Annotated in this window: 18 protein-coding genes; 11 read left to right on the top strand and 7 right to left on the bottom strand. The window is 47.6% G+C overall.

Annotation, left to right across the window (positions count from 1 at the left end; translation table 11 throughout):
- Positions 1 to 82 precede the first annotated feature (82 nt).
- Complete coding sequence (locus tag QUA54_RS21280) at positions 83 to 1,156, top strand: radical SAM protein (protein ID WP_333416182.1); 1,074 nt, start codon at positions 83 to 85, stop codon at positions 1,154 to 1,156.
- Positions 1,157 to 1,256: 100 nt separating this feature from the next.
- On the opposite strand, the gene QUA54_RS21285 is transcribed toward QUA54_RS21280, so the two are convergent.
- The 7 genes from QUA54_RS21285 to QUA54_RS21315 all read right to left on the bottom strand — a co-directional run bounded on the left by QUA54_RS21285 (position 1,257) and on the right by QUA54_RS21315 (position 11,603).
- Positions 1,257 to 1,736, bottom strand: a complete 480-nt coding sequence (locus QUA54_RS21285; protein WP_333416183.1) for a hypothetical protein — start codon at positions 1,734 to 1,736, stop codon at positions 1,257 to 1,259.
- A 259-nt stretch (positions 1,737 to 1,995) separates the two neighbouring features.
- Complete coding sequence (locus QUA54_RS21290) at positions 1,996 to 2,391, bottom strand: HEPN domain-containing protein (RefSeq protein ID WP_333416184.1); 396 nt, start codon at positions 2,389 to 2,391, stop codon at positions 1,996 to 1,998.
- Positions 2,388 to 2,708, bottom strand: a complete 321-nt coding sequence (locus QUA54_RS21295) for a nucleotidyltransferase domain-containing protein (protein ID WP_333307607.1) — start codon at positions 2,706 to 2,708, stop codon at positions 2,388 to 2,390. The genes QUA54_RS21290 and QUA54_RS21295 overlap by 4 nt, the downstream gene beginning before the upstream one ends.
- Positions 2,705 to 2,893: a hypothetical protein gene (locus QUA54_RS21300; protein ID WP_333416185.1), complete on the bottom strand. Its 189-nt coding sequence runs from the start codon at positions 2,891 to 2,893 to the stop codon at positions 2,705 to 2,707. Before QUA54_RS21300 ends, QUA54_RS21295 begins: the two co-directional genes overlap by 4 nt.
- A gap of 56 nt (positions 2,894 to 2,949) precedes the next feature.
- Positions 2,950 to 4,539 (bottom strand): glycoside hydrolase family 57 protein, encoded by a 1,590-nt coding sequence (locus tag QUA54_RS21305; protein ID WP_333203489.1) that lies wholly within the window; start codon positions 4,537 to 4,539, stop codon positions 2,950 to 2,952.
- 103 nt (positions 4,540 to 4,642) lie between these two features.
- Positions 4,643 to 7,900, bottom strand: coding sequence for an EAL domain-containing protein (locus tag QUA54_RS21310; RefSeq protein ID WP_333416186.1), 3,258 nt, complete (start codon positions 7,898 to 7,900; stop codon positions 4,643 to 4,645).
- A 424-nt stretch (positions 7,901 to 8,324) separates the two neighbouring features.
- Positions 8,325 to 11,603, bottom strand: a complete 3,279-nt coding sequence (locus QUA54_RS21315) for a PAS domain S-box protein (protein ID WP_333416187.1) — start codon at positions 11,601 to 11,603, stop codon at positions 8,325 to 8,327.
- A 541-nt stretch (positions 11,604 to 12,144) separates the two neighbouring features.
- Here QUA54_RS21315 and gatB point away from each other — a divergent pair.
- The 10 genes from gatB (at position 12,145) to QUA54_RS21365 (ending at position 25,279) form a co-directional block, all read left to right on the top strand.
- Entirely contained in the window at positions 12,145 to 13,647 is a 1,503-nt protein-coding gene (gene gatB, locus QUA54_RS21320; protein ID WP_333416188.1) for an Asp-tRNA(Asn)/Glu-tRNA(Gln) amidotransferase subunit GatB, read from the top strand.
- A 419-nt stretch (positions 13,648 to 14,066) separates the two neighbouring features.
- Entirely contained in the window at positions 14,067 to 14,375 is a 309-nt protein-coding gene (locus QUA54_RS21325) for a hypothetical protein (protein ID WP_333416189.1), read from the top strand.
- Positions 14,376 to 15,021: 646 nt separating this feature from the next.
- On the top strand, positions 15,022 to 15,288 hold the full coding sequence (locus QUA54_RS21330; RefSeq protein ID WP_333416190.1) for a hypothetical protein: 267 nt from the start codon (positions 15,022 to 15,024) through the stop codon (positions 15,286 to 15,288).
- 93 nt (positions 15,289 to 15,381) lie between these two features.
- Positions 15,382 to 20,385, top strand: coding sequence for a PAS domain S-box protein (locus tag QUA54_RS21335; RefSeq protein WP_333416191.1), 5,004 nt, complete (start codon positions 15,382 to 15,384; stop codon positions 20,383 to 20,385).
- 245 nt (positions 20,386 to 20,630) lie between these two features.
- Positions 20,631 to 21,797: a pentapeptide repeat-containing protein gene (locus QUA54_RS21340; RefSeq protein WP_333416192.1), complete on the top strand. Its 1,167-nt coding sequence runs from the start codon at positions 20,631 to 20,633 to the stop codon at positions 21,795 to 21,797.
- A 39-nt stretch (positions 21,798 to 21,836) separates the two neighbouring features.
- Positions 21,837 to 22,424: a Uma2 family endonuclease gene (locus QUA54_RS21345; protein ID WP_333416193.1), complete on the top strand. Its 588-nt coding sequence runs from the start codon at positions 21,837 to 21,839 to the stop codon at positions 22,422 to 22,424.
- A gap of 197 nt (positions 22,425 to 22,621) precedes the next feature.
- Positions 22,622 to 23,260, top strand: a complete 639-nt coding sequence (locus QUA54_RS21350) for a Uma2 family endonuclease (protein WP_333416194.1) — start codon at positions 22,622 to 22,624, stop codon at positions 23,258 to 23,260.
- A gap of 122 nt (positions 23,261 to 23,382) precedes the next feature.
- On the top strand, positions 23,383 to 24,594 hold the full coding sequence (locus tag QUA54_RS21355; RefSeq protein WP_333416195.1) for a pentapeptide repeat-containing protein: 1,212 nt from the start codon (positions 23,383 to 23,385) through the stop codon (positions 24,592 to 24,594).
- 135 nt (positions 24,595 to 24,729) lie between these two features.
- A complete protein-coding gene (locus QUA54_RS21360; RefSeq protein WP_333416196.1) occupies positions 24,730 to 24,954 on the top strand; it encodes a CopG family transcriptional regulator in 225 nt (74 codons plus the stop codon).
- Positions 24,941 to 25,279, top strand: coding sequence for a type II toxin-antitoxin system PemK/MazF family toxin (locus QUA54_RS21365; protein WP_333185264.1), 339 nt, complete (start codon positions 24,941 to 24,943; stop codon positions 25,277 to 25,279). The genes QUA54_RS21360 and QUA54_RS21365 overlap by 14 nt, the downstream gene beginning before the upstream one ends.
- The last annotated feature ends 94 nt before the right edge of the window (positions 25,280 to 25,373 follow it).

Raw genomic sequence — 25,373 nt, forward strand, 5'->3', positions numbered from 1 at the left:
CGTCACGATAAGTACGTAATTCTACGTACAAAAGAGGGTTCAAGAAATTTGCTTAACTAACAACACGTAAGGAAAAAAAGACATGGATGCTTTAACATTATCGAGACTGGGCGTCAAGCACACCAAGAGTGCAGTAGCCGAATCGCTGCGGATCAATACAGGATACGACGTGACAAGCCCAGTCACTTTTTACGGGATTGTCAACGAGCGCTGCAATGTTAAATGCCGCCAGTGCGAGTATTGGCGGCTCAAAGAATATAAAGACGAAATGACGATCGAAGAATGGCAAAATGCCCTCTTGAGCGTCAAAGAATTTGTGGGCGAATTTTCAATCAACTTTAGCGGCGGCGAACCTTATATTAAAAAAGGTTTTCTAGACTTGCTGGCCTTTGCGAATAAAAACGGCATCCACGCCGGCGTCACCACAAACGGCTATTGCATGACCAGGGAAAACGCAGCCAAAACTGTAGCTGCTCGTCCTTTTAATGTGAATATTTCAGTTGACGGGCCGAATGCAGAACTGCACGATTATTTGCGGGGTCAACCGGGATTGTTCGATCGGCTTTCTAAAGGAATCGGTTATCTGCGCGAAGAACAAGAAAAACAGAACGTCCTGTTTCCGATCAACGTCAAACCGACAATGAACCGACTCAATTTCCGCCACCTCCCGGAAATAGTCACCTGGGCTCAGGGAATTGGGGCGACGACGGTGAACTTCCAACCTGTCAACCGCTGGACGCCAGAAACATACGAGGAATTGTGGATTGAAAAAGAAGACATGGAGGAATTTGCACAAGTAATCGAGCGCTTAATTGAAATGAAGAACAACGGCGCTCCGATTATGAACAGCGATGAAGTGTTGCGATTGATGATTCCTCACTTCGCGGAAGAAAAAGCTCCTGATTCAACTCGTCCTTGTCGCGTTGGGCTGCGCAATTACTGGATTGATACGCGCGGCGATGTGAAATTGTGCGATGAGTTTCCGGTGATTGGCAATGTGAAAAACGCCACCGCCCGCGAGATTTGGTACGGCGAAAAAGCTCAGGAAGTCCGCCGGGATACTTTGAATTGCGGCAAGCTTTGTCTGATTACTTGTGTCTCGCAAAAGACGATTTTGGACAAGGTAAAAATGGGCATGAAACTGTTGAAAAATTGAGGTTTGAGTAGTGTTAATATTGCTTGTGTTCATGTTAACCGGGTTTTTTTAAAGAAACCCGGTTTTTTTGTTTAATGAATTGTATTCCGGTTCAGTTTGGCTAAAGGACACGGCAATGCCGTTTCCCTACCAACACAATGTTTTGTATCAGTCTTAGGGTGCGTGAGGGTGAAAAATCATTGCACCGCAGCCCTTTACTATTGACTGTCACGCACCGCTTTACCTGGGCAATATTTTTCTTACCTGCTGCAGGGTTCTGGGGGAGATTTTTCTCGCCAGCGGCAGGATACCCAGTATCAGCAGGCCGAATATTTAAGCGAAAAGCAAACTCCAGATCGTCATCGCGGTGAAGGGATGAAGCGGAAGGAAAAAAATCGGGTTGCCATTTAATGGGTTTAGCTTTGATTAGGAGATAGGTGGCCCAAAAGATTTGTCCGCCGCCGATCGCAGTTCCGACAAAAAAGATGATATTCTCAAGTTGGCCGCGCTTTTTCTCTTTCTCTTCGTTCTTCGAGTCGATTTCCATTTGTTCCCGATCGCCCTGACGTTCCCTCTCTTCCTGTTCCCGGTTCAATTCCACCTGTTAGATTTCCACCATCTCGCAAATTGTGGATATTGTTGGCTGCAACAAATCTTGATTAGCAATCAGGTAGTTTAAGTATTTTTCAATTTGACTTTGATATTTGCGATCGCACAAACTCTAGAATTTCGGCAAAAACACCAGATTGTCGCTTTTAATTGACAAACATTTAATTTTAGCATAACTATAGACGAATTTTAGGCATTAATATCAACAGTATTGCGATCTGCCTCCCCACAGCAAACAAGCTTCCTATCCTTTAAGGAGATGGTGGAGGAAGCGAATCAATATTGGCTAGGGCAAAATTGAGAAAGTATTCTGTCCGCGATATCAGTTGTTCGGCATCGGTTTCTGTTATATTTGGATCGACATTATAATCCGCTCTGAGACGAGTTCTTTCAGCATCAATTAGGTAGCGGTGCAGTTCTACCGGAACTCGATTAGTGCGAGCGAAGCGTTCCCCAAAAGCAGCGATAACGGCTGAGTGTCGCGAATAGGATAGTCCTTCAGCTTCTAAAAATGCTGTGGCGATATAAAACATTGAATAATAAGCACGGGAAGTGGCAAATTCAGGAAAACCTGTGTTGTTCAATTCTCTCGCTGCTTGCAAACTTCTACTCGCTTTATCCAGTAGTCTTTGTTGTTCTGGAGTCATATCGCTAACCCTTCTTGACGAATGTTGCGGAAGAAACCATTATTGTGCTGATAAAATTGCTCATCAGTGGCAAATGCACAGCTAATCAGCACATTATATTCTAAACATAAGTCGGCAATTAAAATACTAATTCGATCGCTTTCTTGAGAGTAGTTAAAGGATTTTTTGAGAACTATTAAGATATCTATATCGGAGTCTGCTCTAGCATCACCTCTAGCTTGGGAGCCAAAAAGAACAATTTTGTCTAATTGTTCGCCGTAAAGTTTTTTGAGACCTTGCTGAGTTTTGGTGACAATTGTTTGGATTTGTTTATTCATATTTCCCGAGCGGTTGTATTTAGATAATTCGTGTTATTGAACAATTCTATTATAACAAAAAGATCGATCGCCTCCGCGTTGAGAAAAAGACATAAAGTGCGATCGATCTTTTCATCCAAAAATGCGATCGCCCTTCTCATTCCACTCATGTCGATCGCCCCATCACCTATAATTTTAATTAGCATCCTTTCCCCCCCTGAAGCAGGGCTGGGGGGGTGAGAGAGGCAAGGGGTAGCGAGGCTTAAAGCGATCGATAAACGCGATAATTAATCTCGGGGAAGATGTTATCTATCTCTTCTACCTTCTCCAACCAACCGGAATCGACTTTGCCTTCTTTGACTTCATCGTACAGTTTGTGAAAGCGCATTAAGTGCGATCGAGTCCGCCGCACCGCATAGGGCACCATCGTCCCTGTACGCATGATAAATGCCCAGTCAGAAGATTGAGCTAGCAGCACTTCCCGCGCCGCTTGGTTCAAAGCGCGCCACTGCAATTCATCCGCAGGTTCCATGCTTCCCAACTCAATCATCCGTTCCGCAGCTTTGTGCAAGTGCGGGTAAATCCAAGCATTGGTATCGTTGAGCCAATACTCGTGGAAACCCCGGAAACCCCAGCTAGACTGAGACGGGCGGCACACTTGCTGAGTCGGATTTGCCCGCAAATAATCGGCTAAGTGCGTCATCTCGTAGGTATTTTGGTCGTACCAACTCTTGCGGAAGAGGTAATCTAAGAACCAAGGCCCTTCGTACCACCAGTGACCGAAAAGTTCGGCGTCGTAAGGTGAAACAATAATCGGCGGACGCTGCATAATGCCGTTGAGGTGCTCGACTTGCCGTTCTCGGTTGAAGGCAAAGTTGCTGGCGTGTTCGGCTGCTTTTTCCCTTGCCCAGTAAGGATCGTACAACTGTTTATCGCCTAAACCCAATCCGCGACCGGTGATTTTGTGATATTTAATCCCGGTATTTTTCCGCTGGCCGTTGGGCATGATGTAGGGCTTAATGTAATCGTAGTCAGCTTCCCAGCCCAAATCTTTGTAGAATTCCCGGTATTCGGCGGCGCCGGGATAGCCGACTTCGGAAGACCAAACCTGCTGCGATGATTCGTGATCCCGGCCGAAGGCTGCTACTCCGCATTCGGTGAAAATTGGGGCGTAGCTGCCGTAGCGGGGACGCGGGCGGGCGTAGAGGATGCCGTGGCCGTCTGTGAGAAAGTAGCGGAGGCCTGCGTCGGCTAACATCCGCTCTAAGCCTTCGTAGTAGGCGCATTCGGGCAGCCAAATGCCTTTTGGTCGGCGACCGAAGTTTTCTTCGTAGTTGTCGCAGGCTACTTGAATTTGCGCCCAAACTGCCTCGGGGTACATTTTCATCAGCGGTAAATAGCCGTGGGTGGCGCCGCAGGTGATGATTTCGAGGTTGTTTGTGTCTTGAAATTGTTTGAAGGCTTTTACTAAATCTCGATCGTACCTTTCCCAAAAGTTGCGAACTTGAGAGAAGTGGGCGGCGTAATGTTCTGCTAAATAGCGGAGGTGACCGTTTCCGCTGTTGTGTTCGATTTCTAGATCTGCTAATTCTTCGAGTTTAGCCAAGTGGTCGTCGAAGCGGTCTTGCAGCAAGGGGTCGCGCAGCATTGCCACCAAGGGCGGTGTCATGCTCATGGTAATTTTAAAGTCGATGCCGTCGCGCTTGAGCCCTTCAAAGACTTGCAGCAGGGGAATGTAAGTTTCCGCGATCGCCTCAAACAGCCATTCTTCTTCTAAAACGTAGTCGCTTTCGGGGTGGCGGACAAAAGGCAAGTGGGCGTGGAGAACGAGGGCGAGGTAGCCAATAGTCATAGTGATTTGGATGCCGTAGTTATTAACTGACGCCAGTTAGGGACAGCTTTAAAATATTTTAAGATTTTATGCTGAAATGGGACACACAAAGTGCCGTGTTTTTTTAATTGCCTTTCTCTAACAAACTAAATGTCAGCAAATTCTGATTTTCTGCTTGCTGTCGGATTAGGGCTGCTGCTGTTTGAGAGTCTACTGGCTTTGAGAAAAAGTATCCCTGGGCGTACTCGCATTTTAATCCTTTGAGTATAGATAGTTGGGAGGCTTCTTCGACTCCTTCGGCTACTACATCCATGCCTAAATTGTGCGACAAAGTAACGATCGATCGCACAATTTCTGTGGGGTCAATGGCTCCTTTTCCGAGGTCGAAATCACCTCCCATCCTGCTAACAAAAGAGCGGTCTATTTTTAAGGTATTTGTGGGGAAGCGGTGCAGGTAGGAGAGGGATGAATAACCTGTGCCGAAGTCGTCAATGCACAAGTGTATATTTCGGGATCTGAGCTGCACCAGCATTGCTGTTACTGATTCGGAATTTTCTATGAGTACGCTTTCGGTAATTTCTAGTTTTAAACTGCTGCCGTCGAGGTGACTTTCTGCGAGAACTTGGTCGATGTATTCGATTAAATCTGGCTGAGAAAACTGTTTGACTGAAAGGTTGACGCTGACGCTCAAGGGCGGGTTGCTCGGAAATAGCTGCTGCCACTGGCGGATTTGCTGGCAAGCCGTGCGCAGTACCCAGCGACCGAGGGGTACGATCAAGCCGGTTTCCTCGGCGATTGTGATGAATTCGCCGGGGGAAACTAAGCCGCGTTCTGGATGCTGCCAGCGCACGAGGGCCTCAAAACTGGTAATTGTGCTGTTGGCGATCGACACGATTGGCTGGTAGTGAATGATAAACTGGGGCGCTGCGGATAAGGGAGGTAAGGCTGATTCGGGGGATGAGGGAAAGTCTTCTTCTCTGGCGGGGTCTCTAATTGATTCGATCGCCCGTCGCAGGTCGTTTTCTAGCTGCAACAGCCGCAAAGCGTGGGCGTGCATGGAACTGTTGAAAACTTCGTGTCGGGCTCGGCCGAGTTCTTTGGCGCGGTACATTGCTGTGTCGGCGTCGCGCAGCAGGGTTGTCGGTTCCAGGTATTCGCCAGAACTCAAAGCTATGCCGATGCTGGCGGTGATAAATACTTCGTGTCCGTCTAGAACGATGGGCGAGGTGATTTTCTTTTGCAGGCGGTTGACAATGGTGGTAGCTTCATTTAGGCCGTCGATGTCTTCGAGCAACAGCACGAACTCGTCTCCTCCGAGGCGGGCCACTGTATCTCCAGCCCTGAGACAAGCTTCCAGACGCCGCGCGATCGCGACTAGCAGTTGATCGCCGATGGCGTGGCCGAGGGAATCGTTGACTACTTTAAATCTATCTAAATCAAGAAACAGCACGGCAAACAAGTAGTCTTTGCGCCGTTTTGCCAACCTCAGAGCGTGTTCCAGCCGATCGGTAAATAGCGATCGGTTGGGCAATCCGGTGAGCGCGTCGTGAAAAGCATCGTGCAGCAGTTGTTCCTCGGCGAGTTTGCGCTGAGTGATGTCGTGACAGTTAATCACGATTCCCTTGACTGCGGGATCGTACAGCAAGTTGGTGGCTACAGCTTCTACATAACACCAAGAACCGTTGCGGTGGCGGACTCGGTACTCAACTGGGCACTGGCTTCTTTTGGGGTTTCTAATGGCTTTGTGGAGGGTTTCGGCGATCGCGGCGCAGTCGTCGGGGTGAACTATGTCTAAGGCGCTGCGCCCGATCGCCTTGTGGGGCGCGTATCCTAAAATTCGCTTGACAGAAGGGCTGATGTAGCGGAAGATTCCATCGCCGTCGAGAATGATCGTGATGTCTGTAGCGTTTTCAATCAGCGATCGAAATCGCTGTTCGCTTTGCCGCAGCGCTGATTCGGCTTCTTTGCGATCGCTGATGTCGAGAGCTACTCCGTCTACAATTATGTCGCCGTTTTCGTTCTTGGAAAATCTGGCGCTGTCTTGCACCCACTTGACCTCCCCAGATCTCAGAACGATGCGGTACTGGCGATCGCAGGGCCAAAGACTCGCTCTCGATGCTGCTACGCTGCTGTCACACGAGCTTTTGTCATCTGGATGGATGATTTCCGTCAAGAGTTCCGGGCGCTTCATTACTTCTTCGGCAGCGATCCCAGTAACTTCGCGCACGCCCGGACTGATGTAGGGCATAGACATTGTGCCGTCTGCATGAAGCACGGTGCGGTAAACTGAGCCGGGAATGTTGGCTGCCATTGTGGCTAGCTGCTGCTGGATGCCGCAGACTGCTGCTTCGGCGCGCTGGCGTTCTGCGAGTTCGGTTTGGGCTTGTTGGTAGAGTTCGGCTTGGTGGATCGCGATCGCGCACTGATCGGCTATTGCTTTGAGTAGCGACAGTTCTTCGGCGCTCCAAGAGCGCGCCCGATCGCACTGATAGAGGGCAATTCCTCCCAAAAATGACTGCTGGTAGAGCAGCGGCGCGATCGCGACGGCGCTAAACCCTACAAACTCTGCTGATGCTTGCAGCGACGGGCACACGGTCGATAGCTCGTCGAGAGCCAGGGTTTCCCCGGCCGCGAGCCCGGAGTGGTAGTGCTCGGCAAATTCGCAATTTAGCCCGACAAACCGTTCTCTGTCGGCTGCTTTACTGATGTAGCGAACTCTGATGCCGCCTTCGGCATCTGGCTGCAAGATCGTGCAGGCGCTGATTTCGAGAGCTTCGTGCAGTTGATCTGCGGTGGTTTGGAGCACTTCGTCGAGTACAAGGGTGAAGCGCATGGCTTGGAGGATGCGGTTGACGATCGCTTCTCGCTGAGCTTGCCGCTGAATTTGGGCGATCGCTTCTTGCTGCTGGCGGCGCATTTTGTATTCTTGGAGCGATCGTTCTAAGACTGTTGGCAACCTAAACAGCCGCCCCTTTAATACGTAATCGGTCATTCCGGCTTTGATGCACTCAACTGCCGCTTCTTCTCCCAAACTTCCGGTTACTAAAATAAATGGTATGTGTTGCCCTAATTCCTGCATTAATTTCAACACTTCTAAACCGTTGAAGCCGGGGAGGCGGTAATCTGACAGTACAGCATCGTACTTGCAATTTTCGAGTAATTTTCTGCACTCTGTTGCTGTTTCGGCAGTGTCGCAATTAAATTTTACTCCCCCCGCATCTAAGGCGAGCATTATTAACTCGATATCTTCTGCCATGTCTTCGACAATCAACAATTTTAATGTTGATTCCGCTACCATTTTTAGTAGATAGTTGGTCGGAATTATATCTAACATAAGGTATTCGGAAGTTTTTAACTTGTTGTTGTTGTTGCTAAATGTCATTGTTTAAATTTAGTTTTGTTAATTTTAACTCAAATTTTTTAGTTGTTTTTAATAAAATTAATTATATGCTCTACTCTCCAGACCTTTATTTAGCACCCGGAGCCGAGGGCTGAGCGAACCGATTGGGAAGCATCTGACCTTTGTACCCAAGCTAGAAATTGGAGTTTGAGGCAGGAGCCAGAAGGAAAGAGGAACAAGGAAGGAGCCAGAAGAACTGTTTTCACAAATATGAGATGCTCCCATCCCAATTCTATAAAAAGCGTTTTTTAGGAGTGCGAGCATCTTGCACAGTCTAGATTTTTCGCTGCGAGCTCTCACAGCGAACAGTCCTGTGAAACCAAAATTCGGATGCTCTGACAGATTGTGACTTCTTTAAGTGTATAAGAGTTTTAAATTTTGCATTTAAAACTCTAATAAAGTTAACTTACGAATCTATATTGGCGTTTGAGATTGTTTGCCCTAGTCTAAAATAAAACGTGGCTCCTTGACTAGGTACGCTTTCTGCCCAAATCGTGCCGCCGTGACGATGAATAATCCGCTGGACGATCGCCAAACCGATGCCCGTACCTTCAAATTCTCTCTGAGAGTGCAGCCTCTGAAAGGCTCCAAACAGCCGATCGGCATATTCCATCGGAAAACCCACACCGTTATCCTTGACAAAAATCGTTCCATCGGGTAAACCCTCAATAACTATTGTAGCCGGATTGCGTCCGCGGCTGAACTTGACGGCGTTGCTAATCAAGTTGCTGAACACCTGTTGCAGCAAGGTTGGATCTCCCGTTACCGTCGGCAAATTTCCCACGGCAAATTCAACGCTGTGGGGAGTTTGAGCCGGATCTCCAACACTTGGGGGTTTAGTCAATTTAATCGCAGTTTGTACCAAACGGGCCAGATCGATCGGAATGTACATCAACTCGGTGCGAGCCACCCGCGACAGGGCGAGCAAACCGTCAATCAACAGGCTCATTTTTTGGCTGCTGTCTTCAATTATTTCGATATAGTGAACTATTTTGCGATCGCTCAAAGCATCTGTTGATTCTAACCGCTGCTTTAAGGCATCCACAAAACCTGAAATGTGTCGCAAAGGTGCGCGCAAGTCGTGGGAAACTGAGTAAGAAAAAGATTCTAATTCTTGATTGGCAGCTTCTAATTGCTCTGTGCGTTCTGACAAAGCTTGTTTTGTCTCTACCAACTCAGTGACATCGCGAGCAGTGCCAATTAAAGCATAAACCTCGCCGTTGAGATTTCTCATCGGAATTTTAAACGTGTCGAAGTAAGCATTGCCACCCGGTATCACCACAAATTTTTCCTGGTAGTGCAGAGTTTTGCCGGATTCAAATACCTGCAAATTTTCCCGGCAAAATCGTTCTGCGATCTCGCTGGGATAGCACTCAAAAATAGTTTTGCCCTGGATCTGCTGCCGGCTGTCGAATCCGGAAAATTCGGCAAGGGGATGGTTGACAAAAGACAAGCGCATATTCTCCCGTTCTACAACATAAATGCAGTCCGGTAAAGTATCAAAAAAAGTCTCTAATTCTGCGGTACGCTGCGCGACTTGAGCTTCTAAAGTTTCGTTGAGTTCTTTGAGTTCAGCTTCTACTCGTTTGCGTTCGGTAATATCTTGACCAATGCTGATACACCTGCCGTCGGAAAGGCGAACATTTGCCCAAGAAGTATCGATAATTCGCCCGTCTCTAACTTGTGTTTTGAAGTCGCTCCAGTTCTGATTGGCTGCTTGGATTTCATCCAAAACGTATTGACGGTATTCTGACTGCGGATAAAATTCGGCAAAGATATCGCGGTCTTTAATTTCTGGCAAACTCCAGCCGAGCACTTGTTCCCAGTGGCGGTTTACCCAGTTTATTTGACCGTTTTTGTCTAATAAAGCCAGCATGATAGGCACGTTGTCGAAGATAGTTTGCAGCAGTTCTTTTTGCTGTTTTAATGATTCTTCGGCTTGTTTGCGATCGGTGATGTCGAGTACGGAACCGATAATTTGCCTCATTTGTCCGTCTGGGGTTCTTTTGAAGATTGTAGACCGAGCGTGTACCCAGCGCCATTCCCCATTTTTATGTTTTATTCTGTAGTCTATGTCATCGGTTTCATAGCGATTGCTGCTGTGTTTGAGCCGCTCCATACCTGTAATTAAATTTAACAGATCCTCGGAATGAACTAAGTTAGCGATAGCATCTGTACCGAAATCTTGCCATTCTTTGGCAGTGTAGCCGAGTATGGCTGTGACAGATTCATTTGCATAAATAGTTTTGTTTTTTACTGCATCGTAAATGTACAGGAAGTTCGGGATAGTTGTCAAAATGCTCTCTAAAAGTTGTTGATGTTGTTGCAGTTGCGATTTTGCTTGTTTGCGCTCGCTTAAGTCCAGCACGAAACTGACGCCTAACTGCTTCGTTCCTTCTAAAAATGAGCTGCCCAGCATCACCGGAACGCGACTACCATCGGAGCGTATAAATTCTTTTTCAAAGGGAACAACCGTATTTCTAGCCTTCAGTTCTGCAACTTTTTCTGTATCTAAACCCACGTATTCTGGTGGTGTCATTTCTTGCCAGTTAATTCTTCCTGAAAGCAGATCGTCCCGCGTATAGTTTACCGAGTTTAAAAACGCGGCATTCGCATCTGTAATGCTGCCGTTAAGGTTCCAAAAAATGAGGCCAATCATGTTAGAATCAACTACAACTCTAAATTTGGATTCGCTTTGCCGCAACTGGGATTCGACTTGTTTTAGCTCTGTGATGTCGCGAGCGATCGATAAAACAGTTTTTACTGAATTGTCTTCAGCAAACTCGGGAATGACTCGACAGTGGTAATGTTTTATGCCCTCGGAAGTGGGAATCTCAAATTCTATGGTTTCTTGTTGGCCGGTGCCAAAAACTTTCAGCAAAGTCTCGTCCCACAGGTCGCACAAGTGGGGTGGCATTCCTGATTGTCTGTTGCTTTTGCCAATCAATTCTGCGGGGGTTTTTCCGGTTGCTGATTCTACTGCGTGGTTGATGTAAAGGTGGCGGAATTCTCGATCGAACCGGGAGATGATATCAGGCGCATTTTCGGCTAGGGCGCTGAAAGCTTGTTCGCGCTGGTGCAGTTCTTCTTGAGTGCGGTGGTATTCGGTTAAGTCTCTGGCAAAAGAGAGAATTGAAACTACTGTTCCCGATTCATCGATTAGTGCAGAATTGTACCATTCGCAGTAAATTACCGAGCCATCTTTGGTATGGTTGCGGTTGTGGCTAATGTTGCGGGGTTCCCTGCCCTGTAAAAGTTGATTTGTGACGGCGCACACTTGCTCGAAGTCTTCTTGATGAACTATTGACCATTCGTGCCAGTCTTTGCCGATTACTTCTGCTGCACTCCAGCCAAAAATTTGTTCTGCCATTGGCGACCACCGCACTATCCGAAATTCCCTGTCCCACTCTATAACTGCCATTGGCGAGTTTTGTAGGTGCAATTCCAGCCGCGAGTTGGTTTCTTTTATCTTACTTTGAAGTTGCTGGCGGAGTTGCTTAGCCTCGGCAAAGCGGGCCGTAATTTCCTGTGTGTTTGCTGAGCCGGCGTTGGCAATGCGAGCAATGGTTTCTGCTGTTTGTTTTTCGAGTTCGTTCCAAGCTAGTTCGAGAGCTGATTCCGCCTGCTCTAGCTCAGTGATGCTGTTCTGAAACAGTTTGGCACTTTCAACTGGAATTTCAGGCATATTTTTGACACTTAGGCAAGTGTTACTTTTACAATTCAAAATAAAAGTTTAAAAATTAAAAATATGTAATTGTTATGTCAAATTATACATTTTTAACTTTTAATTTGTGCCCAAAGCCAATCCTTGGAAGCGGGCGGTGCTATTAAAGACTGCCACTAAAAGGGTTTGGCGTGCAAATCGATCGGCAATTGTGGTCGATCGATCTAAAACTTTCCTAGGCAAGGGTGTGGGCGGGAGCTGGCGCTAAATATATTTTTGCACAGGGTTGTTGTTTGGAGACGATCGAACGGATATCGGCGTGGCTCGGGGCGTGGGTCGATAGCGAATTTGTAGCAGGGCGTTATGTGTGCCGATTCCGATTGGTCTCAACTTAACCTGCTTTCCCAAAGTGTGGCAGGGGGTTTCACCCCCTGCCGCACTGCGGGTTTGACGTGTTTGTTGAGACTAATCAAACCGCCCCTAGCTACAAATAATCTCCAATCGGTTTGGTAAATAAAAAGCTAAAATAAAATCTAAAGTTATTCAGTCTTTTAAGTCGCTTATGACTGCTGCTGCACCCTCTTCGATAAAAAACCAAACTCAGTACGAAGCCATTATCGGTCTCGAAACTCATTGTCAATTGAGTACGAATACTAAAATTTTCTCCAGTTCTTCTACAGAATTTGGCAATGCCCCAAATACTAACATTGACCCAATTTGTATGGGAATGCCTGGAGTGTTGCCAGTATTAAATCAAAAAGTGCTGGAGTATGCGGTGAAAGCAGGGCTGGCTCTCAACTGCGAAATCGCACCTTACAGTAAGTTTGACCGCAAGCAATATTTCTATCCCGATTTGCCGAAAAATTATCAAATTTCTCAGTTCGATTTGCCGATCGCTACTAACGGTTGGCTAGAAATTGAACTGGTAGACGAGACGGGAAATTCTACTAGAAAAAAAATCGGCATCACTCGCTTGCACATGGAGGAAGATGCCGGAAAATTGGTTCACGGCGGCAGCGATCGGCTGAGCGGTTCAACTTATTCAATGGTGGATTACAACCGCGCCGGTGTGCCTCTAATCGAAATTGTTTCGGAACCGGATTTGCGATCGGGCGCGGAAGCTGCCGAATACGGTCAAGAATTGCGTCGGATCGTGCGCTACATCGGTGTTGGCGACGGGAATATGCAGGAAGGTTCGCTCCGCTGCGACGTGAATATTTCGGTGCGCCCCGTTGGCAGAAAAGAGTTCGGCACGAAGGTGGAAATTAAAAATATGAACTCTTTTAATGCGATCGAACGGGCGATCGATTACGAGATCGAGCGGCAAATTCAAGCTGTGGAAAATGGCGAAACCATCGTCCAAGAAACGCGGCTTTGGGATGAAAACAAGCAGTGTACTTTCAGTATGCGGATTAAGGAAGGTGCCAGCGATTACCGGTATTTCCCGGAACCGGATTTGCCTCCGATCGAAGTTTCGACCCAGCAATTGCAGGATTGGAAAGCTCAACTGCCGGAATTGCCGGCAATGAAGCGCCATCGCTACGAAACTGAGCTCGCTCTTTCTCCCTACGACGCGCGGGTGCTGACTGACGACAAAGCCGTGGCGGAGTATTTTGAAAAATCGATCGCCGCCGGTGCTGTGGCTAAACAAGCAGCTAATTGGGTGATGGGCGATATTACTGCTTATCTGAAAAATGAAAAGCTGGCGATCGCAGAAATTCCTTTCCAACCGCAGGATTTAGCCGAACTGCTGGCGCTAATTGATGCCGGCACCATCAGCGGCAAAATCGCTAAAGATATTTTGCCGGAGTTGCTGGCCAACGGCGGTTCTCCTCAGAAGTTCGTAGAGAGCAAGGGTTTGATTCAAATTTCCGATACAGGGGCGATCGATCGGGCGATCGATGCCGTGTTGGCGGCCAATCCCAAGGAGCTCGAACAGTACCGAGCGGGCAAAACTAAGCTGCTGGGCTTTTTTGTCGGCAAGGTGATGAAGGAGACCGGCGGCCGCGCCGATCCCAAATTGACCAATGAGCTGCTCGTGGCGAAGCTTAACGGCCCAGGCTAAGCGATCCTTAAGGGGGTCTTGTAGCGGATACAGCGGCGCGCGATCGGTTTTCCTCGATCCCGCCGCCCTCTCGCCTTTCGCGCTGTATGATAACTTTATAATTTAATCTACATTTCTTTACCTGATTTTTACATTTAGGGGTTTCACCCCTCATCCCGCTTGTGTTATATTGTGTTATGTAGATGCACCCTGATGGCAGAGAGAGTTACTTACGTAGCTCTCTCTTTTTTTGTCTTTTTTTTTCTCGGGCACGGGTGTAAAAATAAGGATGCGGGACCGCAAGAAGGACACGTCCCTAACAGGTGTAAGTTTTTTTACAAAGGATGAAGTCGCCTCCCAGGGCGAACATCAAGGTTAGAGTCGATAGAGACGTTTCCACCTCTACCTTTATTAGACATTTCCAATAATTCCCAACCTATTTGGCTAAAGCACTTCCGACATCAATAGATGAGTTAAAGGCACTTGGCAAAACTCAGCTAGAAATATTTTTGGCAAGTTACACCCCAATATTCGACAAGTCAGTATGTGAAACCATCAACTTTCTGCTGTCAGGTGATGAGTTGAATAAATATAAATGGCGGACACATCTGCAAGACAATTACGGGATTAGCCCTAGAAACGCCAACAGGGTCATATCAGCAGCTAAGGACGCTGTTGACAGTGGCGCGTCAGGTCGGATTTTACACATTAAAACCTTAGAAGGCAAACCCAAATCTTGTACATATTAGCTGAACAAAGCCGAAAGTCAACTGAAAAAGGCTCGGAAATTTTATGCGGTAAAAAGTTTGCTTAGTAGTAAAAAGGTTGCAGTTGCGTGTTCCCTCGATCCTGTTCTTGAAACTATCGCCCAACCATTTGGCAAAAATTACGATTTCATACCCATAACAAACAGGGTAAATTATACAAATATGAGCAAAAAATAGCAGTTTTAAGATGCGATCCTATTAAAAGTGTCACTCAGCCCAAATCAAGCATTTGGATTTCACTGTAAAAAGGAGTCATTCGGCTATCAATTATGTCAATGGATGGGAATGAATAATTTAAAATTCCTAGTTACTGCCTCTTTAGACTCTAAATTTGCCAAGGGTCTAGAGTCTAAGATAGGGAAGTTTCCTCGCGACATTAACGGATTATCACTATTAGCTACCACTGACAAAGACCTAACTTTTTGTGAGCAACTTAATTATGAAAGTAAAGAAAAAACACCTAAAAGAACGAGGCAAAAAGTATCCTCTGATGCTTGCTGGCTGGGCCGATCATCTGTTTTTAAAATTGTTAAACTCTATTCTCGATCATCTTAAGATTTTATGGCTCACAGTAAATCCGGCTTAGAATAGTATTGTTGGTTTGGTTAAATACCTTAAAGTGTAGGGCTTGGCAAGTGATGAAGCAGCGGGTTTGGTGATTGCTCGTCGAGGTATGAGATTGTCTGGAAAAATAGCAGGCTCCTTAACCGCCTTTGTTGAGGTGAACTCAACACATCACGTTTGGAACCTGTGGAATCAAGTGAATAATAAAATCAAGCATTCGGCTATGGTGGTAACAAATAGACATACTTACTATTCACTCTCTAACTGGGATTTCCTAGCAAACCCTGAGCGTAGTCGAAGGGAAGCGCAAGCATTAGCGAAGAATGCTTAAGAAACTTAGACAGCCTAGTTTTTCCGGGTTGGTCTGGATCTTTTGAAGCTGAGGCACTGCAAACCAAATATTTTTAGGCAGGAATAAAAAAAAATGAGCGTCAATCGATCGGATGAAATTCCTCAAGAGCTTTTTGCGGGTGGTGGCGAGATGGGGGCGCTGATCCGATCGCACGATTGGTCGCTTTCCCTCCTGGGCGCTGTCGAGAAATGGTCGCAAAGCTTAAAAACCGCAATGGGGATTGTCTTGGGTTCCCGCTACCCCATGTTCATCTGGTGGGGACATCAAATGATTAACCTCTACAACGACGCTTACATCCCTATCCTGGGTAAGCGTCATCCTGCGGCCTTAGGCGAATCTGCGTTTAATCTCTGGGCAGACGTTTGGGAGGTCGTTGGATCTCAAGCTGAAGCCGTCTTAAATGAAGGCAAATCGTCATGGAATAAAGAAGCTTTGCTGATTGTGGAGCGCAACGGGTATCCAGAGGAGACCTACTTCACCATCTCCTACAGTCCTGTTCCCGGCGATGATGGCACACCAGGCGGTGTGTTTGGCGCTGTCAGCGAAGAAACTGAGCGGGTGTTGAACGATCGCCGCTTGAGGACGCTGCGTGAATTAGGCGCAGAAACAATCACCGCCAAGACGGTAGAAGCCGCCTGCCTGGTTTCCGCCACCGCATTGACTTCTAACGCCTGTGACATCCCGTTTGCGCTGCTGTATCTCCTCGATGCCGATCGCACTCAAGCACGACTTGCAAGCACAACAAGGTTAGCCGCCGGAACCACCGCCAGCCCAGAGGCGATCGATCTGACATCCCCTGAAACGTCCCAAGGGTGGCAACTGAGGCAAGTCATGGAGACGGGTCAAAGCAAGATAGTTGAGGATGTAGAGGCGCGATTTGGACTTTTACCGGGCGGCGCATGGTCCCAATCTCCCCATCAAGCGGTCATTCTACCACTCGCCCGATCGGGAGAAACCTTCGGGTTCTTGATTGCCGGAGTGAGTCCAGTCAGAGTGTTTGATGATGATTACAAAGGCTTTTTTGACTCGATCGCAGGGCAGGTGACAACAGCCATCTCCAATGCCCGCACTTATGAACAAGAGCGGAAACGACTTGAAGCACTGGCAGAGTTCGATCGCGCCAAAACGGTTTTCTTCACTAACGTCAGCGATGAATTTCGGACTCCCCTCAACCTGATATTGGGTTCAACTGAGGAGGCTCTCACCGATCTAAACGTGCCGCTACCCGCTGCGCATCGAGAACGGATGGAGGTAGTGCAGCGCAACGGGCAACGGTTGCTGAAGCTGGTGAACGTGCTACTCGATTTCTGGGGCATTGAAGCTGGAGCCGACGACTACTTGACTAAGCCGTTTTCTGACCGTGAATTGTTAGCACGAGTGGAAACAAATATCGAGCTGGCGCAACAGCAGCCCGAAGCAATGCAGCAGGAACAGGTGCTGCAGCCACAAGCAGAAACAGCTCACCAGCAGGTTGAAAGCATTCTCTCTAGCATCAGTGATGGTTTCTTTGCTCTCGATCGCAACTGGCACTACACCTACGTCAACGATCGCTTGTGCGAAATTGTTTTTAAGCAGCGAGAAGAACTGCTCGGTTATAACCATTGGGACTTGTTTTCCAATACCGTTGACACCGATGTTTACCTTCAATTCCATCGGGCGATGAGCGAACAAACGCCCATCCAGTTTGAGTATCTTTATCTGCCCTGGAATCGCTGGTTTGAGTACCGGGTTTACCCCTCGGCCGATGGGCTGACCATTTTTGCAACTGACATTACCGATCGCAAACACGCGGAACTCGTGCTGGTAGAGCAGAAGAGACTGCTGGAGTTGACCGCCTCAGGACGCCCGCTGGACGAATGTCTCTCATCCCTGTGTGCCTCCGTGTCCAAGCTAAATCCGCGCACGCGAGCCTGCATCCTGGTAGCCGATGCCGAGCGAATGACGTTTCCCTACTCCATCACCCCGGGTTTTGAGCCGTCATTCGCTCAAGGACTCAAGGATGCCCCGATTAATGAGCTTGCCATCGGTACGTGCGGCGAGGCAGTGTATTCCGGCACACCTGTCACCTGTGCGGACATCGCCAACGACGATCGCTGGTCGCAAGGATGGCGAGACTTATGCGTGGCTCACGGCGTGCTGGCGTGTCATTCCGCCCCCATACACGGCACAGATAACGTGCCCCTTGGTTCTCTGATGCTGTGCTTCGACGAGGCGCGGATGCCGACTGATTTGGAGTATCGACTGTCCGACTTCGCCACCCAAGTCGCCACCATCGTATTCGATCGCGATCGATCGAGCCTTGCCTGGCGCGAATCCGAAGAGCGTCTGCGTCGGGCGCTCGCGATCGAAACGGTCGGGGTCATTTTCTTCAAAACCGACGGTACTATCACCGAAACCAACGATGCTTTCCTCCGCATGAGCGGCTACAGCCGTGAGGATACTGAGCAAGGATTGGTGCGCTGGGACACAATGACACCGCCGGAGTGGATGCCCCATTCCCTGATAGCAGTCGAGGAGTTTGAAGCAACCGGGCGCACGACTCCTTATGAAAAGGAATACATCCGCAAAGACGGCTCGCGCTGGTGGGCATTGTTCGCTGCGAGGCAGTTCAATGAAGCAGAGGGCGTGGAATTTATCATTGACATTACCGATCGCAAACAAGCAGAAGTTGAACTGCGCGATAGTGAAGTTCGCTTTCGGCAAATGGCAGATACCGCTCCTGTTCTGATCTGGATGTCTGGAACTGATAAACTCTGTAATTACTTTAATCAGCCGTGGCTAGACTTTACTGGACGGACGGTGGAGCAAGAAATGGGTAATGGTTGGTTAGAAGGAGTCCATCCCGATGATTGCCAACATTGCTTAGATACTTATGTCACTGCGTTTGATGCTCGGCAACAGTTTCAGATGGAATATCGCCTCAGGCGCTTTGATGGAGTCCACCGTTGGTTTCTAGACACAGGAGTCCCCCGGTTTACATTAGAAGGCGATTTCCTGGGTTACATCGGTTCCTGTATTGACATCACCGATCGCTTCCAAGCAGAAGTCGCATTGCGCCAGAGTGAATCCCGCCTGCGTCTGATGATTGAGAGTGCAAAAGATTACGCCATATTCACTCTCGATCTCAATGGCACGATTGCGACTTGGAATTCTGGCGCCCAAAGGCTTTTGGGCTACACAGACGCAGAGGCGATCGGCTGCCACGGTAGCATCATGTTCACCCCCGAAGACAAGGAACAGGGACGAGCACAGAAGGAGAGGCAAATTGCTCTGACCCAGGGACAAGTAGAGAACGAACGCTGGCATTTGCGGAAAGACGGCAGCCGCTTTTGGGCGAGCGGTTTAATGATGCCGTTACAGGATGAAACGGGCAACACGCAAGGATTTGTTAATATCTTGCAGGACAAGACCGCGCAGCGACAGGCAAACCAACGGCTACACCTGCTGTATGAAATGACCAGTGATTTGCTTGCCACCGAACAACCCCTAGCGCTGATGAACACCTTGTTTAGCAAGCTCTCAGCCCAGCTAGAACTGCATTGTTACTACAACTTCTTAGTTGAGGAGAAAGACAATCGGCAAAAGCTACATCTGAGCAACTTTAGCGGGATTTCTGAGGAAGTGGTAGCCACGATGGAATGGATCGACTTCGGTCAACACATCTGTGGACTGGTTGCCCGCGATCGCCGGCAAATTGTTGTCGATCGAGAGCAACTTGCCACTAATCCTCATGCTCAAATTATCCGCTCAATGGGTATTACCGCTTATGCCTCTCAACCGCTGATTGCTCGGGGACGGTTATTGGGGACACTCTCGTTCGGCAGTCTGACCCGGACTTGCTTTACTTCAGAAGAAATTGACCTGCTGCAAGTAACCTGCGATCAGGTAGCGATCGCTCTGGAACGGGTCAACCTGACAAATTCATTACAGCAGCAAGCAGAGCAGTTGCTCCAAGCCAACCGTATCAAAGACGAGTTTCTGGCTGTACTGTCCCATGAGCTGCGATCGCCCCTCAATCCCATTTTGGGGTGGTCAAAACTCCTACAAGTTCGCAAATTCGACGAAGCGAAGACGGCACAAGCCCTGGCAACGATTGAACGGAACGCCAAGTTGCAATCGGAATTGATTGAAGACTTGCTGGATGTCTCCCGGATTTTGCAAGGGAAGCTCAGCCTGAATCCCACTTCGATCAATTTGGCATCGACTATAACAACGGCGCTCGAAACAGTGCGGCTGGCGGCCGGGGCCAAATCTATTGCGGTAGAGGTCAGCCTGGATTCCAACGTGGGTGCTGTGTCAGGCGATCCAACCCGCTTGCAGCAAGTGGTGTGGAATCTGCTTTCCAATGCTGTTAAATTTACCCCCGCAGGCGGTCGGGTTGAGGTGCGATTAGAGCAAGTGGGCAATCAAGCTCAAATCACCATCAGCGACAACGGCAAGGGCATTCCTCAAGAGTTTCTGCCACACGTCTTTGACTACTTCCGCCAAGCCGATAGTGCCACGACGCGGAAGTTTGGGGGATTGGGATTAGGATTGGCGATCGTTCGTTACCTAGTTGAACTACATGGCGGAACGGTTCAGGCAGACAGCCCTGGTGAAGAGCTAGGAGCCACATTTACCGTCAGACTGCCGCTGATGCCAATTGAGCCATGCGTCAACGATCGGGAGCAATGTTCTGAGGCATCCCTGACTTTGAAAGGCGTTCAAGTTTTAGTGGTCGATGATGATACCGATACACGGGAGTTTCTGGTTTTTCTGTTGCAGGAGGCTCAGGCAAGCGTCATGTGGGCCAACTCAGCAGGCGAAGCTTTGGCGGCGTTAATGGAATTTAAGCCAGACGTGCTGCTGAGCGATATTGGGATGCCAGATATGGATGGCTATATGCTGCTGCGCCAAGTGAGAGCTTTACCACCAGAGCAAGGTGGGCAAATTCCCGCGATCGCCTTAACTGCCTATGCGGGGGATGTTAATCAGCAGCAAGCGCTTGCTGCTGGGTTCCAAAGGCATATTGCCAAGCCCGTTGAACCGGATGAACTAATTGGGGCGATCGTTAATCTGATTAGACGGACTGAATAGGACTGAAACGCCAGTCAGCCGACCTTCTCTGCTATGGGTTACGTCCTTCTAGGGAAAGTGTTTACTGCCCTCACACTCAATAGGAGGAGTTTTCTACCTTATAACTCCTAACTCCTCCTAGCAGTAAAAAACCTACATCTGTCAGGGGAGACGGGAGAGGAGGCCACCGATTAGCTATTACCGATTAACAATTACCGCTTTGAGTCGATTAATATCAACTTTAGTTATTAACTAATTGTGACAGTATGAGCGAACAAGCTAGCGAGCTAATCAAGCAAGGGATTTCGCAATATCAGGCACGCCAATTTGAGGCGGCGCTGGATTCTTGGCAGGAAGCGCTGGGGCTGTATCGCTCAATGGACGATAAGCGGCGATCGGGTGCGGCGCTGGGAAATATGGGCGTAGCTTACGAAGCGCTGGGAAATTATGCTCAGGCGATCGACTGCTACGAGCAGCATTTGATGTTAGCGCGGGAAATTGGCGATCGCCGGGGTGAGGCGAATGCTTTGGGAAATCTGGGCAATGCTTGCTGTGCTCTGGAGGATTTTTCTAGTGCTATTGATTACCAGCAACAGCGTTTGGCGATCGCGCGGGAAAGTGGCGACGGGCGCTCTGAGCTGGAAACTTTGGGCAATTTGGCGCTAGCTTGCGATGCTAATGGAGATTTGCCTGGTGCGATCGAATGTTATCACCAGCAGTTGTCAATGGCGCGCGCCAGCAAGGACGATCGCAGTGAGCGCAATGCTCTCAAGAATTTGAAGCTCGGTTACAAGTATTTAGCAGATTACGAGAAGGCTAACCAGTACCGGCAGCAGCAATTGGCGATCGTCCGGGAACTGTTTTTTACAGATAAAAATAAGAATTTTGTACAACTTGCAGAAACAGTTGGTTTGAATCTGGTTGAGGATTTTGCCGGGGCTAATTTAAGCGGTTTTGACTTGCACTACGCTGATTTTAACGGTGCAGATTTGCGCGAAACAAATTTCCAGGGCGCAGATTTGACCTTGGCGGATCTCAGCGGTGCTTTGCTGAGCGCTGCTATTTTAATTGATGCTAATTTGTGCAATGCTAATTTGCGGGATGCTGAACTCAGCAGCGCGAATTTAAGCGGTGCTGATTTGCGAACCAAGCTGCCCCGGGCCAATTTGAGCCGTGCTAATTTAACCAGCGCAAATTTGAGCAGTGGTTATTTACCGAATGCTATTTTGGTAGATGCAAATTTGACTGAAGCTAATTTAAAAAATGCTGATTTGAGCGGTGTAGATTTGAGCGGGGCGATTTTAAAGGGGGCTGATTTGAGCCGCGCTGATTTAAAAAATGTGGTGGTTAAAAATACGAACTTTTCGGGTTGTCTGGGAATTTCGGAAGCCGTGAAGGTTGAATTGACCGCACGGGGTGGGATTTTTGAGTAGCATTGGAAATGTTGGTAATTGTAGAGGGTAATAAAAGCTATGACTGCCGTAACTGCAAAACGATTTTCGATCGCCGAATATCACCGTTTGGGAGAACTGGGATTTTTCGCCCCCGATGAGCGAGTTGAATTGATTCGCGGAGAAATTATCATTATGGCTGCGAAAGGTAGGCTGCACTCTTTTTGTAACAGTCTTTTAGTTGAGGAGTTAATCATTTTACTGGCAAGACGCGCTCGCGTGCGCGCACAAGAGCCAATTATTTTGTCTGAGGATAGCGAACCAGAGCCTGATGTTGTTATTGCCGGTAATCGAGCCGATCGTTATTTATCTTCTCACCCGGAGCCGGCTGATATTTTGTTGGTAATTGAGGTTGCGGATTCTACGTTGAAGTACGATCGCACAACCAAGTTGTCTCTCTATGCTGAGACTGGGATTTCTAATTATTGGATATTTAATTTGGTTGATAATCAACTGGAAATGTACAGCGAACCTTATCAGAAACAAAACGGGAGTTATAATTATCAATTGCAACGAGTTGTGTTGCCAAATCTGACGGTAGTAATTCCTGGTTTTCCAGAGTTGTCTCTGGATTTGTCGGCGGTATTTCCGGCGCAGATTGGTGAGTAAAAAATCGGACTCGACCGCACATATTTTTATTCAGTAATTAAAGAGCGATCGAGCTTTTTTCAATGATATAATGTAAAAGTGCAAAGAAATCAAGCATAAAACTAGCACTATCATCCAAAACAATTTGGTTTCTGACCCGGATTTATTCGGGGGAGAAATCTAAAATCTAAAATCTAAAATCTAAAATCTAAAATCAGATGATCGCTCAAACTCTCGCCCCCCCGGAACAAATTGTCCAGCTATCGGGTATCAGTTGGCAAACCTACGAAACTTTGCTTGCCGAAATCGGCGATAGGCAAATTCGACTGACATATAATCGCGGCAATCTTGAAATTATGGTACCCTCCCCAGAACACGAACTTTACAAAAAAGTAATGGGTCGATTTGTTGAAACCCTAGCAGAAGAATTGGAACTCAACATTGCACCCCGTGGTTCTACCACATTCAAGCGTCCTGAACTTAGCGGTGCAGAACCGGATGAATGTTTTTACATCCAGAATCTTAGTGCAATTAAAGGCAAAAAAAGAATCGACATGACTCAAGATCCGCCGCCGGATTTAGTGGTGGAAATTGATATTACCAGCCGTTCGCAAAATACCTTGCAGGTTTATGCGGATCTGGGAGTGCCGGAAGTTTGGATTTATAATGGATCGCGACTCAGAATCAACAGATTAGAAAATGGAGAATACGTTGAGGGCGATCGCAGTTTAGCATTTCCCAGCTTACCGATATTAGAGATTGTCAGATTTTTGGAACAAGCAGAAACAATGGACTATTTGGAATTAGTGAAAGCATTTCGGAATTGGGTAAAAAGCCAAATTCAGCAAAACCCATGAAGGGCGGATAAACAAAATTTCCAGTTTCAATGGATAAAAAAATGCTGTAGTGTGATAGATTAAAAATTAGGCACTCCTCAAAATCTCCATCACAGTCTGGCAAAGCCAGCACATCTACCGATATGCGATCGCTAGAGTCTCACAACAAATACCCAGATTGCTTGTGGATGCAATTAGAAGCAATTCCAGTTCCATCGGTTGCAGCCCAAACCCAGCAGTTCGACATTCACTTGAGCCTGAATTTTAACGAGCATTGGGAACCCCTGCTAGGTGGTCGCGTCAAATTTGGTCTGCAAGGCGGGACGCTCAATCTTTATCTAGAAAATTGCGAAATTCCCGTAGCATCGCGTCAGTTAGTCGGTTCTTTCAAGCTTTTGCCAATAAAAGAAACCCTGCCGATTAAAAATAGTGCAGAAATTTTAGTTAGCGAAAATCAGCGGGGATTTCAGGGCGGCGAGAATCCGCAAAAAAGCAAGGAAACAGAGATTATATTTTGTCAAGTTTCCACAATAAGCAATGATACAACGCCAGCTTGGATTTTTGCAGTAGAACAGGGCAAATCAGTATTAAAAGGTTTGCTAAAAAGTGCTAAGCTAGGAGAAGTAGCTGCCAAAGAATTTCGGATGGCAGCGGCTTTTGAAGCGGCTAAAGAAGATATTTATCTCACAGATGCGGAGGGTTTATGGCCGCACGATATCACGCCCAATCAACATTCAGTTTTAGAAAGAATCCTGACTGTATATTTGCAAGCAAATAAACTCCAACCAGCTATCAGTTGGGCGCTATTTTCCTACAATTTGCCTCCGGTTGAACCGCGCGAAGTGGAAATTGTCCCGGAAGCTGAATCGGAATTGCAGGAAATGGTCGATCGCGTTATCTCCGCTGAAACAGACAACTTTGTGGAGTTGGCAAAAATTGCCAATCTCAATCCAGCACTGGATTTCGCGGGTAGCAGCTTGCGCGGAACCACTTTAAGTGCAGTGGATTTTAGCAGCGCAAATCTCGATCGGGCAAATTTCCGGGGTGCAAACTTAAGCGATGCCGATTTCAGCGACGCCAACCTGCAAAATGCCAAATTCGGCGGTGCAGATTTGAGTGGCGCTTTCTTAGGAAATGCTGATTTAAGCGGCGCAGATTTGCACAAAGCAAGTCTGGCTTTAGCTAACCTCAGCGGTGCCAATTTGAGCGGCGCAAATCTGCTGGAAGTGAACTTAACAAATACTAATTTCAGCGGTGCGAATGTCGAGGCAGCCAGATTCGGGAACAATTCAGGAATCGATGAGGAGATGCAGGTGAATCTACAGCAGCGAGGCGCAATTTTTGAGGAGATTTAGTCCGTAAGTGCGAGAGCCCTTTCATCCATCTTGCCACAAAAAGGGCGATCGGGATGTAAATAGTAAAATTTACTCTGGTTTACTGCTTGTGCTATAATTGAGTAAAAATCTTTGTAATTACCAATTGCTAAGATAATGCAAGCTGAAAAAATATCAATTTCCTTATCACACTCGCTACTACAGTTTATTGAAACTTACAAAATTGCTAAAGGATGCAAATCGCCCTCCCAAGTAATTGAAGTAGCTTTGGAATTGCTGCGAAATCAAGAATTAGAATCTGCTTACCGACAAGCATCTAGTGAAGTAGACTCCGCTTGGGATGTAACAGTTGCCGATGGATTGACAGATGAAACGTGGTGAAATTTACTACGCTAATCTCAGTCCTACGGTTGGTTCTGAGATAGATAAACGCCGTCCCGTATTGGTGGTGAGCAATGACGCTAATAACCGTGCTGCCAATACAGTTACAATTCTACCAATTACCTCTAATATAACCCGTGTCTACCCTTTTGAGGTGTTGCTAAATCCAGAGGATAGCGGTTTGCCCAAACCTTCTAAAGTGCAAGCACAGCAAGTACGGACAATTTCTAAACAGCGAATCAGCAGCGATGCAGTAGGAAGTTTGAGTGAGGGAATCATGCAGTTGGTAAATGCTGCTCTCAAACTGCATTTAGAGGTTGATTAAGTCTCATATATCCGCAACCTGGGGGGGTAACAACCCGCCCCAAACCCATACTTTGTAAGGATTGAGCCCAAGTGTGCTAAAAAAAGATAGGCAG

Source organism: Microcoleus sp. MOSTC5 (assembly GCF_036701825.1).
Classification (GTDB): domain Bacteria; phylum Cyanobacteriota; class Cyanobacteriia; order Cyanobacteriales; family Microcoleaceae; genus Microcoleus; species Microcoleus asticus.

Bases quoted from the DNA above. Each gene is read 5' to 3' on its own strand.
- QUA54_RS21300 (WP_333416185.1), bottom strand. From the start codon at position 2,893: ATGCTAATTAAAATTATAGGTGATGGGGCGATCGACATGAGTGGAATG.
- gatB (WP_333416188.1), top strand. From the start codon at position 12,145: ATGACTGCTGCTGCACCCTCTTCGATAAAAAACCAAACTCAGTACGAA.
- QUA54_RS21365 (WP_333185264.1), top strand. From the start codon at position 24,941: ATGAAACGTGGTGAAATTTACTACGCTAATCTCAGTCCTACGGTTGGT.
- QUA54_RS21290 (WP_333416184.1), bottom strand. From the start codon at position 2,391: ATGACTCCAGAACAACAAAGACTACTGGATAAAGCGAGTAGAAGTTTG.
- QUA54_RS21360 (WP_333416196.1), top strand. From the start codon at position 24,730: ATGCAAGCTGAAAAAATATCAATTTCCTTATCACACTCGCTACTACAG.
- QUA54_RS21345 (WP_333416193.1), top strand. From the start codon at position 21,837: ATGACTGCCGTAACTGCAAAACGATTTTCGATCGCCGAATATCACCGT.
- QUA54_RS21295 (WP_333307607.1), bottom strand. From the start codon at position 2,708: ATGAATAAACAAATCCAAACAATTGTCACCAAAACTCAGCAAGGTCTC.
- QUA54_RS21335 (WP_333416191.1), top strand. From the start codon at position 15,382: ATGAGCGTCAATCGATCGGATGAAATTCCTCAAGAGCTTTTTGCGGGT.
- QUA54_RS21355 (WP_333416195.1), top strand. From the start codon at position 23,383: ATGCGATCGCTAGAGTCTCACAACAAATACCCAGATTGCTTGTGGATG.
- QUA54_RS21310 (WP_333416186.1), bottom strand. From the start codon at position 7,900: ATGACATTTAGCAACAACAACAACAAGTTAAAAACTTCCGAATACCTT.
- QUA54_RS21350 (WP_333416194.1), top strand. From the start codon at position 22,622: ATGATCGCTCAAACTCTCGCCCCCCCGGAACAAATTGTCCAGCTATCG.
- QUA54_RS21315 (WP_333416187.1), bottom strand. From the start codon at position 11,603: ATGCCTGAAATTCCAGTTGAAAGTGCCAAACTGTTTCAGAACAGCATC.
- QUA54_RS21280 (WP_333416182.1), top strand. From the start codon at position 83: ATGGATGCTTTAACATTATCGAGACTGGGCGTCAAGCACACCAAGAGT.
- QUA54_RS21340 (WP_333416192.1), top strand. From the start codon at position 20,631: ATGAGCGAACAAGCTAGCGAGCTAATCAAGCAAGGGATTTCGCAATAT.
- QUA54_RS21305 (WP_333203489.1), bottom strand. From the start codon at position 4,539: ATGACTATTGGCTACCTCGCCCTCGTTCTCCACGCCCACTTGCCTTTT.